Origin of the sequence: Burkholderia sp. Nafp2/4-1b, from assembly GCF_003635165.1 — a bacterium.
In the GTDB taxonomy this organism is placed as follows: Bacteria; Pseudomonadota; Gammaproteobacteria; order Burkholderiales; family Burkholderiaceae; genus Burkholderia.
Map to the genome: position 1 here is coordinate 52,951 of NZ_ML058598.1, position 13,022 is coordinate 65,972.

Sequence of the window (13,022 nt, forward strand, 5' to 3'; positions counted from 1 at the left end):
CCCTCACTGCGTCAGCACGACGCCGCTTGCCGGCGACCACGACACGAACACGTCGTCGTTCCACGACGGCGCACCGTCGTGCAGCAGGTGCGAGCTCGACAGGTTCGACACGACCGTCTTGCCGCTCGGCAGACGCACGTGATACAGCGAGTAGCTGCCCATGTACGCGATGTCGGTCACGACGCCGCGCGCCCAGTTGTGATGCGAGCCAGGCTTGTCGCGCGATACGTGCACGCGCTCCGGGCGTACCGAGATGCCCACCGGCATCCCGAGCGGGCCGGTCACGCCGTGGCTCACGTACATGCGCGCCTCGAGGTCGTCGCTCTCGACGAAGATGTGATCGGGCTCGTCCTCGACCACGCGGCCTTCGAACAGGTTCGTCGAACCGATGAATTCGGCGGAGAAGCGGCTGTTCGGGTATTCGTACACTTCGCCCGGCGTGCCGATCTGCACGATCTTGCCTTCGCTCATCACCGCGAGGCGGCTCGCCATCGTCATCGCCTCTTCCTGGTCGTGCGTGACCATCACGCAGGTCACGTCGACCTTCTCGATGATGTTCACGAGTTCGAGCTGGGTCTTCTGGCGGATCTTCTTGTCGAGCGCGGACATCGGCTCGTCGAGCAGCAGCAGCTTCGGGCGCTTGACGAGCGAACGCGCGAGCGCGACGCGCTGCTGCTGGCCGCCCGACAGCTGATGCGGCTTGCGCTTCGCGTACTTGCTCATCTGCACGAGCGCGAGCGCGTCGGCCACGCGCTCCTTGATCTCGTTCTTCGGCGTGCCTTCCTGTTTCAACCCGAACGCGACGTTCGATTCGACCGACATGTGCGGAAACAGCGCGTACGACTGGAACATCATGTTCACCGGCCGGCGGTACGGCGGCAGCGACGCGAGGTCTTCGCCGTCGACGAAGATCTTGCCGGACGTGGCCGTCTCCAGCCCGGCGAGCATGCGCAGCAGCGTCGACTTGCCGCAGCCCGAGCTGCCGAGCAGCGCGAACAGCTCGTTCTTCGCGATCGTCAGGTTCACGTTGTCGACGGCGGTGCTGTCGCCGAACTTCTTCACGACGTTTTCGATGCGCACGAAGGCGTCGTTTTTCGAGCAGGCCGCGGCGGCCAGTGGGGCGGATGCGATGCGGTTCATGATCGTCGCCCTCAACCGCCCGACTTCAGTTGCAGCCACAGACGGTTCTGCATCCGCGCGATGTCGGCGCTGCGCGGCATCGCGAGCGCCGTCTTCGCGATCGTGCCGTCCGGCAGGTAGATACTCGAATCCTGCGCGATCGCCGGCGTCACGAACGCCTTCGCGGCCTTGTTCGCGCTCGGGTAGAAGATCTCGTTCGTGATCGCCGCGTTGGTCTTCGGCTCCTCGATGTAGTTGATCCACTTCAGCGCGGCTTCGGGGTGCGGCGCATCCTTCGGGATCGCCATCACGTCGAACCACAGCAACCCGCCTTCCTTCGGATTCACGTAGCGGATTTCGTACGAGCGCTTCGCGTCGAGCGTGCGCCGCCGCGCGACGCTGACGTCGCCGGACCAGCCGAGCACGACACACACGTCGTTGTTCGCGAGATCGTCGGAATAGCCGGCCGAGCTGAACTGCGTCACGTACGGGCGGATCTTCTTCAACACGTCGTAGGCGGCCTGGTAGTCGGCCGGGTTCCGGCTCGCCGGATCCTTGCCCATGTATTGCAGCGCGGCCGCGAATACGGCGTCCGGGGCATCGAGCAGCGAGATGCCGCAGCCCTTCAGCTTCGCCGCGTTCGCCGGATCGAACAGCAGCGCCCAGCTGTCGGTCGGCGCGTTGTCGCCGAGCCGCTTCTTCACCGCCTCCACGTTGTAGCCGATGCCCGTCGTGCCCCACGCCCACGGCACGCCGTACTGATTGCCCGGATCGGCCTTCGCGATCATCTTCATCAGCACCGGGTCGAGATGCGCGAGGTTTGGCAGCTTCGACTTGTCGAGCTTCTGGTACACGCCGGCCTGGATCTGCTGGGCGAGATAGTTCGACGTCGGCACGACGATGTCGTAGCCCGAGCTGCCCGCGAGCAGCTTGGTCTGCAGCGTGTCGTCGCTGTCGTAGCTGTCGTAGCGCACCTTGATGCCCGTCTGCTTCTCGAAATTGGGCACGGTGTCCTTCGCGACGTACGCCGACCAGTTGTACACGTTCAGGTTGTCCTCGCCCGCACGGGCGGACAGGCTGGCCGCGGCGGCCAGCGCCACCGACGTGACGATTGCGGCGCGGCAAGCCGCGCGACGACGGAAACGGACACGCATGGGGATTCTCCTTGTGATGGGTATCGGCCGTGCCGCGAGATCGGCGTCGGGCGTCCGGCCTCGCGTCATCGCCGTCCGGCGGTGTTCAGCACAAGGGTCAATGTAGGGATCGCGGCGCGCACCGTCAGTCCTGAAAACCGGGACAAACGTCATCGCCGCTCGGGGGCGCTTGGGTAGATTCCCGCGTAGGCAGTCGAAAATATTCGTGATACCTGTAGCGCCACCTGATTTCTTCGATACTCGACGCCATGAGCGCTGCGCTTTCCACCCCCGACCTCCCGCTGAGTCACGTCGCGTTCGTGACCGATACGCTCGGTGACATCGCGCAAGCAATCGGGACGCCGCAGTTCATGCGCGCCGTGTACGACACGCTCGTGCGCTACGTCGACTTCGACGCGGTGCATCTCGACTACGAACGCTGCGTGACGTCGGGCCGGCGCAGCGTCGGCTGGATCGGCAGCTTCGGGCGTGAGCCCGAACTCGTCGCACAGGTGATGCGCCACTACTACCGCAGCTATGCGAGCGACGACGTCACGTACGCGGCCATCGAGAGCGACAGCGACATGCAGTTGCTGCAGGTGTCGTCGCAGCGGGTCGCGAGCGAGTTGCGGCACCTGTTCTTCGATGCCGGCGACATTCACGACGAATGCGTGATTGCGGGGGTGACGGGCGGTACGCGCTACTCGATCTCGGTCGCGCGCTCGCGGCGGTTGCCGTCGTTTTCGCTGAAGGAACTGAGCCTCCTGAAACACTTGTCGCAGGCGGTGCTGCCGATGGCGTCCGCGCACAAGCGGTTGCTCGGCGCGGCCTGCGCGGACGAAGCGCCGCGCGACGAAGTCGATCTCGACCTCGTCGCGCAATGGCTTCCGGAGTGGCAGGAGCGACTGACCGCGCGCGAGATGCACGTGTGCGCGTCGTTCATCCAGGGCATGACGTCGACGGCGATCGCGCAGTCGATGGGGCTCAAGACGTCTACCGTCGATACCTACGCGAAGCGTGCGTTCGCGAAACTCGGCGTCGATTCGCGCCGGCAGCTGATAGCGCTCGTGCTGAGGAATGCGTCGCGTCGACACGCTGCGTGAGCGCGCGGCGGGTGCACGTGGTCGGGCAGCTTGGACACACTGTCGGCCTTCACCGCCGGGTGTGCCACGCGTGCCGTGCGTGCCGGCCTAATGCCGTCGCATCCCGCCGCCGACGCCGTGCTCCCCGCCGACGAAGGTGGGGCCATGGTGAAAACCCCCACCCATCGGCACGCCGATGCGGCCATGCACGACACCACCGCCGTGACCGAAGTGACCGAAGTGACCGAAATGCCCGAAGTGGTCGAAGTGATGGCGGTGATGGAAGCGGTCGATGAAGACGAAACTCGCGCCCGTGCCGACGAATACGGCCGGCCCCCAGTACCACGGATCGGCGTACGGATACCCGGTGTCCGAATACCACACGATGCTGCCGTCCGTGCTTTGCTCCATCTGCCAGGAGCCGTCGCTCTGACGGCACGCGCGCCCGACCATCTGCTGCTCGGCCCCGTCGATTTCCGCCTGCACGACGACTGCCCGGCAACGTGCGCCTTCGTCCACCGAGTCGTCATACATTTGCGCCAGTGCGGCCACGGACGACCCGAGACAGACGACGCCGATTCCGAATCGAAACAAGTTGCACATGATCGGCTCCTGCATGGTTGCCCCCGACCGCTCGACCCTTCGCGCCGTTGACAACGCCCGCTTCGCTTCGTATAGGGTCACCCGACCATTGAACGATAGTGCATGGCCGGTTATTCCAGGGGTCGGGATGCGCGAGCGCGACGCAGGAACCGCCGGCGCTCACGCGCGCGGCGAGCGCCGGACGATGCAGTAGATGCCGGCGGCAGTCATGCCGAAGACGAGATGGGCAACGAGCGTGATCGCGCCGCGCACCGGAACGAACCACGGGAAGAGCGCGGTGAACGCGTGCAGGTTGACGCCATAGAGAACGACCCCGAACACGCCGCCCGCGAGCAGCGCGGCGCCGCATGACAGATTGCGGATCAGCATCGCCAGCACGGCCGTGTACGCGAGCGAAAGCGCGGCATGCACGAGCGTCGCCACGCCCAGGATCGTCGGATCGAAGCTCGCGGGGCCGCCGAGCACCGCGTGCCCCATCACGATGGCGGCCGTCAGGCGTGCGTCGCGCAGCAGATTGTGAAACGCGTCATCGCCGGCGATCGGCCAGAGCAGCAGTTCGATGATCGTCGAGCCGAACGCCGCGCCGAATGCTGCACCGAGAATCGGAACCGGACCGGTCGGCTTCAAGTGCCCGCCTCCGCGATGACAGCCCGCCGTGCGGACTTACAACGGACGTTCGCAGTCCGTCCAGTACGCGAACGGATCGCGATGCTTGGGGTAGTGCTCGTCGAGCCACTTCAGCAACGTCGCCCGCGCGTTGTCCATATCGGCCTTCGACGACGACGTCGTCAGCTCGTGCAGTTCGACGGACTTTTCGCGATCCATCACGTAGCAGTTCCAGTCGGGACCGTCGAGATCCGGATCGTCGGACGCCTTCGACGACTTGCGCCAGCCGAAGCCCTTGCGCGCATCGATGTAGTAACGCGGATGCACCTTCAGATACGACATCTCGCCACCCTGCAGGCTGCTTTCCGCGCGCAGCACGTCACGCTCGTCGACGATCTGCGTGACTTCCGGCAACCGGCGCGCGCGCCAGCCGGGCGGCAGCGTCGCGCTCGCGCGCACCGCGTCGTACGGGCCCCACGTGAGGCCCCAGGCCTCGGCCATGCGCTTCATGAACGCATCCGCGCCCGGATAGCCGCGCAGCTGGATGCGCGTCGACAACGTGACTTCGACCCGGCCATCGGCGCCGGTGGCGTCGCCTGCCGCTTCGAACGGGTTGCCCGGACGCGACGCGCGCTGCTGCGCGTCCGCGGGCGCCATGCCCGAAAACAGCTGGTCGAGCGCCGCACGCGCTTTCGACGACTTGTCTGGTCTATTCATTCCTCATTTCCTTTGCATTCGAACGGCTCTGACGTTCGATTTTCGCTCATCTGCGGATCTCGCGGTTTTCCGCGGACGCATTGTCGACGATCCGTTATCCCAGGTCGAGCCGCGGCGACGTCCATGTGCTGCTCGTCGCGCGTCCCGACACCCGTTGTTGTTTACCCCAGCGCCGCCCGCATGCGCTCCATCAAAGCAAGCACCTCCGGACGATTCTCGCCCTTCGCATGCACGAAGTGATACCGGAGCAGCGACTCGACCTCATGGCGGCTCACGCGCACGAGCGCGCTGCGCTTCAGATAGGCATCCGCAAGCGGCGTGCGCGCGAGCGCCACGCCGAGCCCCGCTTCAGCCGCCGCGAGCACCAGGTTGTAGTCCTCGAAGCGGCGATCCTGCGCACGCGGCTTGAACGCTATGCCGAGCGCGTCGAACCAGGTGCGCCAGCCCGTCACGTCGGAGTCGTGCAGCAGCGGCATCTCGAGCAGCGCGGCATCGCCGCCGCGACGGCGCAGCGCGGCCAGTTGCGCGGCGAGCCGCGGATGCGCGACAGGATAAAGCGTTTCCGGCATGAACTCGCGGGTTTCGAGCTGACGCCAGTTGCCGCGCCCGTAGCGGATCGACAGATCCGCTTCGCCGGCGGCGATATCCACGTTACGCAGTTCGATGCCGAGCTCGATGCGCAGCGCCGGCGCTTCGCTCTCGAGCGCGCTCTGTCGGTCGAACAGCCACAGCTGCGCGAAGGCCGGCACCACGCTCATTTTGACGAGGCGCGGCGTGCGCGGCGAGCGCCACTGGTCGGCCGCGCTGTCGATGATCGCGAACGCCTGCTCGATCCGGCCGACGAAGCGCTGACCGTCCGGCGTCAGGCGCACGCCGCGTGCATGACGCTCGAATAATGCCATGCCCAGCCAGTTCTCGACCGCGGCCACGCGCCGGCTGATCGCGCCGTGCGTGACGCCGGACACCTCGGCCGCCGCCAGAAACGACCCCTCGCGCGCCACCGTGCAGACGGTCTCCAGGCTCGCGAGCGGCGGCCGCGGGCCAGATACCGACGCGATGGCCGACAGCGCGTCCGTCACCCGCCGTTGCGCGCGCGCCGAACCGTCGGGCCGGCGTTGCCCCGAGCTGTGAGCCATATTCATACCCGCATGTTGATCTGTGCGCTAGCTTAACATCTCGCGCCGCCGCACCATGGCCGCATGAACACCCTTTCCTCCCCGTCGCGCAACGCGCGAATGCCGCTCGTCGCGGCCGGTGCGGTGGCCTTCACGATCGTGTCGTGGGCGTCCGCGTTCCCGTTCATCCGGATCGGGCTGCACGGGCTCGCGCCGCTGCAGCTCGCGGCCGCCCGCTTCGCGACCGCGGCCGTGCTGGTGCTCGCATGGCTCGCGTGGCGGCGGCCGCCAAGGCCGTCCGCGCGCGATGCGCTGCGCTTTCTCGTCTGCGGCTTTCTCGGCATCGCGCTCTACAACGCGCTGCTCAATACCGGCGAGCAAACCGTGTCGGCCGGCGCGGCGAGCTTCATCGTCAACACGCTGCCGATCTTCACGGCGGTGCTCGCTGCGGTGTTCCTGCGCGAACGCTTCAATCGCTGGGGCTGGCTCGGTTCGCTGGTCAGCCTGGCCGGCATCGCGGTGATCGCGCACGGGCAGCCGGGCGGCCTCGTGCTCGGCTCCGGCAGCACGCTGATCCTCGGTGCGGCGCTGTGTTCGGCCAGCTATTTCGTGCTGCAGCGGCGGCTGATTCCCGTGTACGGTGCGCTCCCGTGCGCCGCTTATACGCTGCTGGCCGGTGCGGTACTGCTCACACCGTGGCTGCCCGGCGCGATCGCGTCGCTCGGCGGCGACGCTTCGCACGATACGGCGCTCGCCGTGCTGGTGCTCGGTGTGTTTCCCGCCGCGCTCGGGTACGCGACCTGGACCTTCGCACTCGGCTACTTCGGCGCGGCGCGCGCCGCCAATTTCCTGTATCTGACGCCAGCGGTTGCAACCGTGCTGTCGATCGTGCTGACGGGCGAGCGGCCGGGCGTCGAGACGGTGTGCGGCGGCCTGCTGGCGATCGCGGGCGTGATATTCGTCGCGTTGCGTGGACGGACGTAGGCGCGGGGGCGCAGCGGACGGCAAGCCTCAGCAAGCCCCGATTCGAGCGAGCCCGGTAACGTCACGTCCAGCCGGACCCGTATCTCTGCCGAGCCGAACGCGCGCTGGGCCGATTTGTATCGGCCCCATTCGGCGGGGGCCGTCGAACTCGACCGTTAGTTGCGTAATGTAACGGCTCGCCGGTTGCCGAAGGGTATGCACGCCGCTCGACCCGCGACGTACGCCGGCATTCCGCCCACTCGCTCCGGGACGCTGGGTCGGCGCGGCGCTTCCGTCCGGCCCGGCGCGCTGCAGACAGCGCCGCCGCCTCGATCGCTGCGACGAGCGTGCCAGACGTCGTCCCCGCGGGCATGAAGATTGGCCGATTTCTGATTTCGGTCAACCGGCGCGCGCGCGTTCGGAATGTAATCAAGTTACTGCCCTGTCGACTCCCGCTGAGGCGATTCCATGAAACTGACTTTTCTCGGTGCGACGGAAACCGTGACAGGCTCGAAGTACCTGGTGGAGCACGGCGGCCGGCGCGTCCTGGTCGATTGCGGCCTGTTCCAGGGTACGAAGAACCTGCGGCTGCGCAACTGGCAACCGCTGCCGCTCGCGCCCGACACGCTGGATGCGGTCGTGCTCACGCACGCGCATATCGATCACGCCGGCTATCTGCCGGTACTGGCGCGCGGCGGGTATCGCGGGCCCGTGTACTGCACGGCCGCCACGGCCGAACTCTGCGACATCATGCTGCGCGACAGCGCGCGGCTGCAGGAGGAAGAGGCCGATTTCGCGAACCGCCACGGCTACTCGAAGCACCATCCGGCGCAACCGCTTTACACGTTCGATGACGCGCAGCGGGCGACGCGTCTGCTGCAGCACGTCGCATTCGACGAATGCACGGCGCTGGGCGGCGGCCTCGCGTTCCGCCTGCTGCCGGCAGGGCACATCCTCGGCGCGGCGAGCGTCGTGATGCACTGGGATCACAAGGTGCTGGCGTTCTCCGGCGACCTCGGCCGCTACCACGACCCCATCATGCGGCCGCCGCGGCCGCCCGCACATGCGGATGTCCTGGTCGTCGAATCGACGTACGGCGACCGGCTGCACCCCGCGTCGGATCCCGAGAACGAACTGGCCGAGCTGTTCGACAAGACCTTCGCGCGCGGCGGAGTCGTCGTGATGCCCTGCTTCACCGTGGGCCGCGCACAGGAAATCCTGCACTACATCGCGCGGCTGAAGGCGTCGGGCCGCATGGCGCGCGTGCCGGTGTTTCTCGACAGCCCGATGGCGACGGACGTCACCGAGATCTATCGCCACCATATCCTCGAGCACCGGCTGACCGCATCCGAAGCGAACGCGCTCGGCCACGCGGCGACGATGACCCGGTCGGTCGACCAGTCGAAGGCGATCGCCGAGCATCATGGCCCGATGGTCGTGATCGCCGGCAGCGGCATGGCGACCGGCGGGCGCGTGCTGCATCACCTGAGCCGCTATGCGACCGATGCCCGCAACACGATCGCACTGGTCGGCTACCAGGCCGCCGGTACGCGCGGTGCGGCGCTGGCCGCGCACGAGCCGACGCTGAAGATTCACGGCGAATACGTCCGCGTGCGGGCGCAGGTGGAATCGATCACCGCGCTGTCGGCCCATGCGGACTACGAAGAAATTCTCCAGTGGCTCGGCACGATGCAGGGTGCGCCCGCGCGGACGTTCGTCACGCATGGCGAACCGGCCGCCGCGGACGCATTGCGCCGGCGTATTGCGGAGACCCTGCATTGGCCGTGCGAAGTGCCGACTTACGGGCAGCGGGTCGATCTGGACGAGGTCGGAGCAGGCGGCACGCGAGAACCCGCCGCGCTTTCGTCCTGACCGACGGCGATGCCGGCGAGCAGACGCTTGCCGCGTTCCCGTCACGCGCCGCGCGGCAGTCAGCCGACTTCGATGATTACCTTCAACGCGCGGGTTTGCGCGGCGCGCCCGAACGTGTCGTACGCGCGCTCCGCGTCGTCGAGCGAGAACCGGTGCGTGATCAGGCGCTTCGGATCGAGGCGGCCGGCGCGCACGGTCTTGAGCAGCATCGGCGTGCTGACCGTATCGACGAGGCGCGTCGTGATCGAGATGTTGCGATCCCACAGCTTCTCGAGGTGCAGGTCGGCCTTGACGCCATGTACGCCGATGTTCGCGACCACGCCGCCCGGTGCGACGACCGACGTGCACATCTCGAACGTCGCCGGAATGCCGACCGCCTCGATCGCGCAATCCACGCCGACCCCGTCGGTCAGCTTCATCACATCCGCCACCGGATCGCCGCTGCGGCCGTCGACGCAGTCGGTCGCGCCGAAGTGCCGCGCGATCTCGAGCCGGTTGTCGTCCGGGTCGATCATGATGATCCGCGCGGGCGAGTAGAACTGGGCAGTCAGCAACGCGGCCAGCCCGATCGGCCCTGCGCCGACGATCGCGACCGAGCAGCCCGGCTGCACCTTGCCGTTCAGCACGCCGCATTCGAATCCGGTCGGCAGGATGTCGGACAGCATCACGAGTGCGTCCTCGTCCGCATCCGGCGGAATCCGGTACAGGCTGGTCGCCGCATGCGGGATGCGAACGTACTCGGCTTGCGTGCCGTCGATCCGATGCCCGAGGATCCAGCCACCGGTCGTGCAATGCGAATACAGGCCGCGGCGGCAGTAATCGCAGCGGCCGCACGACGAGATGCACGAAATCAGTACGTGATCGCCCGGCTTCAGCGAGTCGACCGCGGCACCGACCTGCTCGACGATGCCCACGCCTTCATGACCGAGAATGCGGCCGGGTTCGCAAGTCGGCACGTCGCCCTTGAGGATGTGCAGGTCGGTGCCGCAGATCGTCGTGCGCGTCACCCTGACGATCGCATCGGTCGGGGACTGCAGTTCCGGTTTGGGCCGCTGTTCGAGCGCCTTGCGCCCGGGGCCGTGGTAAACGAGTGCTTTCATCGCTGTTCCTCCATCGAAAGGCGGGAACGATCAGGATGTCGGCACGGCCGGCAACCGGCGAATCGATTCCCTTGTCGCGCGCGGCGCGACGATCAGCGGCTCGATCGATGCGCCAAGCGGCGACGCGGCGATCGCGGCAAGCGCGACGAGGCTGGCCGTGTCGATTCGCGCCGCATCGGCGCGCGCCTCGCTGATGCTTTCATCTCATGTGCATCCCGCCGTTCACGTCGAATTCCGCGCCGGTCGCGAAAGCGCCCGCGTCGGAACACAGGAACGCGACGAGCGCGGCGATTTCGTCAGGGTCGCCGAGGCGGCCGAGCGGAATCTGCGGCAGGATCTTCGTGTCGAGCACCTCCTTCGGCACCGACGCGAGCATCGCGGTCGCCAGGTAGCCCGGCGCAACCGTGTTGACCGTCACGCCGTGGCGCGCGAGCTCGAGCGCGAGCGCCTTCGTGAAGCCATGGATGCCCGCCTTCGCGGCCGCGTAGTTGGCCTGCCCGTATGCGCCGCGCGAACCGTTCACGGAGCCGATGTTCACGATCCGCCCGAAGCCGGCGTCGATCATCCCCGGCACGAACGGCTTCGTCATGTTGAAGACGCCATCGAGATTGGTGCGCAACACCGCATCCCACATGCCCTTGGTCAGCTTCACGAAGGTGGCGTCGTGCGTGACGCCGGCGTTGTTGACGAGCACGTCGACACGCCCGAACTCGGCCAGCACGTGTGCCGCGCAATGCTGGCACGAATCGTAGTCGGCAACGTCGACCTCGAACGCATGGAACGTCCGGCCCGCGTCGCGTTCGTGCGTGAGCCAGGTTGCGACGTGATCGTTGCGTTCCGTGTGCGACACCGCCACCGTCATGCCGGCATCGTGCAGGCGGCGGCTGATCGCGGCGCCAAGCCCTCCCATGCCGCCCGTGACGAACGCGACCCGCTCAGCGCACATGGACACTCTCCCGCGCGCCGGTCATGTCGTTCGGGTGCCCGGCGAAAACCGGCGATTCGGCATTCGCGCCGGCCGCGTCGTCGATCCCGCGTTCCAGGGCCGACATCCACTCGGCCCACGGCATGCTGGCCTCGTTGACCACGGCCAGTCGTCCCAAATCGGGCAGCCAGTCGGTCTGATAACGCGACAGCACACCCATGCCGTAGTCGCGCAACCAGCTGCGCCATGCACCGGCGCTCTCGTATTGCGCGCGCATGCAAATCTCGGTGGCATCCTGCCAGATCGCGACGCTCGCGATAGCGTAGTCGCGCATCACCTGCTGCGTTGCGTCGCCGAAGGCCGTCCATTCCGGTGTTTCCGCAAGCGCCTGCTGCAGGCGGCGCACCGCGGTACGGTCCCGCTCGATGCGACGCCCTGCCAGTGCATGCCATTCGTGCTGCCAGTCGCGGTTCAGCGCGACCGTCCGCAACGCGAGATCGCAGCCCGCGCGCCAAGCGCCATTCGGTGCCGTCAAAGCGTACGTGCTCATCTGCTCCCTCCTTCGATCCGGTCAATGGGGTGGCATCCCGCCTCGTGCCGTCTGCCCGTGATCGGCATCGCGGCCGCTTCACTGTGCGGGTATCGCGCGCGGCCGCCGTTGATCTGAGTCAAGCGCGAGAAAACCCCGCTCCGTAGACTCGATTGCACTGGCGGATCACCCGTCGATGGAGCGATTCCGATGAGCTACAAGAGCATAGTCGTGCACCTCGATACGAGCCTCCGTGCGCATGCGCGGCTCGAGTTCGCGTTGCGCGTCGCGCGGCGCTTCGGTGCGCACCTGACGGGCCTGTCCGCGGTCTACACGCCGGAAGCGCATTCGTTCTACGTAATGGCCGGATCCGCGGAATACTTCCGCGAGCGCCGGGACCAGCGCGACGACCGGCTTGCCGCGCTGGAACGCCTGTTTCATGCGGAGACGGCGCGCGCGAAAGTGCCGGCCGCCTGGGTGCGTGCCGACGAGCCCGCGAACCTGGCCGTGCCGCGCGCCGCACGCGTTGCCGATCTCGTGATCGCGGGCCAGAGCGACCCGAGCGATCCCGAGACCTATATCGACGACCAGTTTCCGGAGAACCTTGTGTTGTCCGCCGGCCGCCCGGTGTTGTTCGTGCCGCACGCCGGCGAATTCGCGTCGGTCGGTGAGCGGGTGTTCGTCGCGTGGGACGGGAGCCGCGAGGCGGCCCGCGCCGCGCACGATGCGATTCCGTTTCTCGAGCATGCAAAACGCACGACGGTCGCGGCCGTCGTCGACCGCCATTCGGAAGCGGCAACCACGCGCATTCCGGCCGCCGATGCCGCGCTGATGCTGGCACGCCATGCGCGCGACGTGAACGTGCTCGACATCGACGCCGGCGACGGCTCGGCGATCGGCGACACGTTGCTGTCACGCGCGTATGAAACGGGTTCCGACCTGCTCGTGATGGGCGCCTACGGCCATCCGCGCTGGCGCGAACTGATACTGGGCGGCGCGACGCGTACGGTGCTGGCGTCGATGACGCTGCCGGTGCTGATGTCGCACTGAGCCGGCCGATGCGTACGCTCGCGCTGCTCGTCGTCAATGCCGGTTCGTCGAGCGTGAAGTTCGCGGTCTTTGCGTATCCGCTGCACGAGGGCGAAGCGGTCGCCACCGGCAACGGCATGTCGATCCGCTTCGATGCGGAACCCGACGCGGCGCGCGCCGCGATGCGCGTGCTGCGCGGCAACGGCGACGATTGATCCAGATCAGCGCG

Annotated in this window: 12 protein-coding genes and 2 pseudogenes; 5 read left to right on the forward strand and 9 right to left on the reverse strand. The window is 67.3% G+C overall.

From position 1 onward, the window contains the following. Positions 1-3: 3 nt before the first annotated feature. Positions 4-1,083 (reverse strand): annotated as a pseudogene (gene potA, locus C7H84_RS06240) (polyamine ABC transporter ATP-binding protein); the annotation flags it as partial. Positions 1,084-1,151: 68 nt separating this feature from the next. Beyond that, positions 1,152-2,273, reverse strand: a complete 1,122-nt coding sequence (locus tag C7H84_RS06245) for a polyamine ABC transporter substrate-binding protein (RefSeq protein ID WP_121857980.1) — start codon at positions 2,271-2,273, stop codon at positions 1,152-1,154. A 248-nt stretch (positions 2,274-2,521) separates the two neighbouring features. Here C7H84_RS06245 and C7H84_RS06250 point away from each other — a divergent pair, with 248 nt between their 5' ends. After that, positions 2,522-3,355, forward strand: coding sequence for a helix-turn-helix transcriptional regulator (locus tag C7H84_RS06250; protein WP_121857981.1), 834 nt, complete (start codon positions 2,522-2,524; stop codon positions 3,353-3,355). Positions 3,356-3,442: 87 nt separating this feature from the next. Here C7H84_RS06250 and C7H84_RS06255 read toward each other — a convergent pair whose 3' ends face one another. The 4 genes from C7H84_RS06255 to C7H84_RS06270 all read right to left on the reverse strand — a co-directional run bounded on the left by C7H84_RS06255 (position 3,443) and on the right by C7H84_RS06270 (position 6,402). Continuing rightward, positions 3,443-3,937: a hypothetical protein gene (locus C7H84_RS06255; RefSeq protein WP_121858031.1), complete on the reverse strand. Its 495-nt coding sequence runs from the start codon at positions 3,935-3,937 to the stop codon at positions 3,443-3,445. 159 nt (positions 3,938-4,096) lie between these two features. Further along, complete coding sequence (locus C7H84_RS06260; RefSeq protein ID WP_121857982.1) at positions 4,097-4,564, reverse strand: sodium:proline symporter; 468 nt, start codon at positions 4,562-4,564, stop codon at positions 4,097-4,099. A 36-nt stretch (positions 4,565-4,600) separates the two neighbouring features. After that, complete coding sequence (locus C7H84_RS06265) at positions 4,601-5,260, reverse strand: nitroreductase (RefSeq protein WP_121857983.1); 660 nt, start codon at positions 5,258-5,260, stop codon at positions 4,601-4,603. A gap of 161 nt (positions 5,261-5,421) precedes the next feature. Continuing rightward, positions 5,422-6,402: a LysR substrate-binding domain-containing protein gene (locus C7H84_RS06270; protein ID WP_121857984.1), complete on the reverse strand. Its 981-nt coding sequence runs from the start codon at positions 6,400-6,402 to the stop codon at positions 5,422-5,424. A 57-nt stretch (positions 6,403-6,459) separates the two neighbouring features. On the opposite strand from C7H84_RS06270, the gene C7H84_RS06275 reads away from it, so the two are divergent. Both C7H84_RS06275 and C7H84_RS06280 read left to right on the forward strand, forming a co-directional pair. Beyond that, positions 6,460-7,359 carry an EamA family transporter gene (locus C7H84_RS06275; protein ID WP_121857985.1) on the forward strand — a complete coding sequence of 300 codons (900 nt, stop codon included), beginning with the start codon at positions 6,460-6,462 and terminating at the stop codon, positions 7,357-7,359. A gap of 447 nt (positions 7,360-7,806) precedes the next feature. Continuing rightward, positions 7,807-9,210 (forward strand): MBL fold metallo-hydrolase, encoded by a 1,404-nt coding sequence (locus tag C7H84_RS06280; protein WP_121857986.1) that lies wholly within the window; start codon positions 7,807-7,809, stop codon positions 9,208-9,210. Positions 9,211-9,269: 59 nt separating this feature from the next. On the opposite strand, the gene C7H84_RS06285 is transcribed toward C7H84_RS06280, so the two are convergent. The 3 genes from C7H84_RS06285 to C7H84_RS06295 form a co-directional block, all read right to left on the reverse strand. Continuing rightward, entirely contained in the window at positions 9,270-10,310 is a 1,041-nt protein-coding gene (locus C7H84_RS06285; protein WP_121857987.1) for a zinc-dependent alcohol dehydrogenase family protein, read from the reverse strand. A 199-nt stretch (positions 10,311-10,509) separates the two neighbouring features. Further along, the gene (locus tag C7H84_RS06290; protein WP_121857988.1) at positions 10,510-11,256 is read right to left on the reverse strand and encodes a beta-ketoacyl-ACP reductase; all 747 of its coding nucleotides are present in this window, start codon (positions 11,254-11,256) and stop codon (positions 10,510-10,512) included. Then, entirely contained in the window at positions 11,246-11,785 is a 540-nt protein-coding gene (locus tag C7H84_RS06295) for a hypothetical protein (protein WP_121857989.1), read from the reverse strand. Before C7H84_RS06295 ends, C7H84_RS06290 begins: the two co-directional genes overlap by 11 nt. A gap of 189 nt (positions 11,786-11,974) precedes the next feature. Between C7H84_RS06295 and C7H84_RS06300 the strand changes: the two genes are divergently transcribed. Together C7H84_RS06300 and C7H84_RS06305 are read left to right on the forward strand one after the other, a co-directional pair. Beyond that, positions 11,975-12,814: a universal stress protein gene (locus C7H84_RS06300; RefSeq protein WP_121857990.1), complete on the forward strand. Its 840-nt coding sequence runs from the start codon at positions 11,975-11,977 to the stop codon at positions 12,812-12,814. 8 nt (positions 12,815-12,822) lie between these two features. Then, positions 12,823-12,957 (forward strand): annotated as a pseudogene (locus C7H84_RS06305) (acetate kinase); the annotation flags it as partial. Positions 12,958-13,022: the final 65 nt, after the last annotated feature.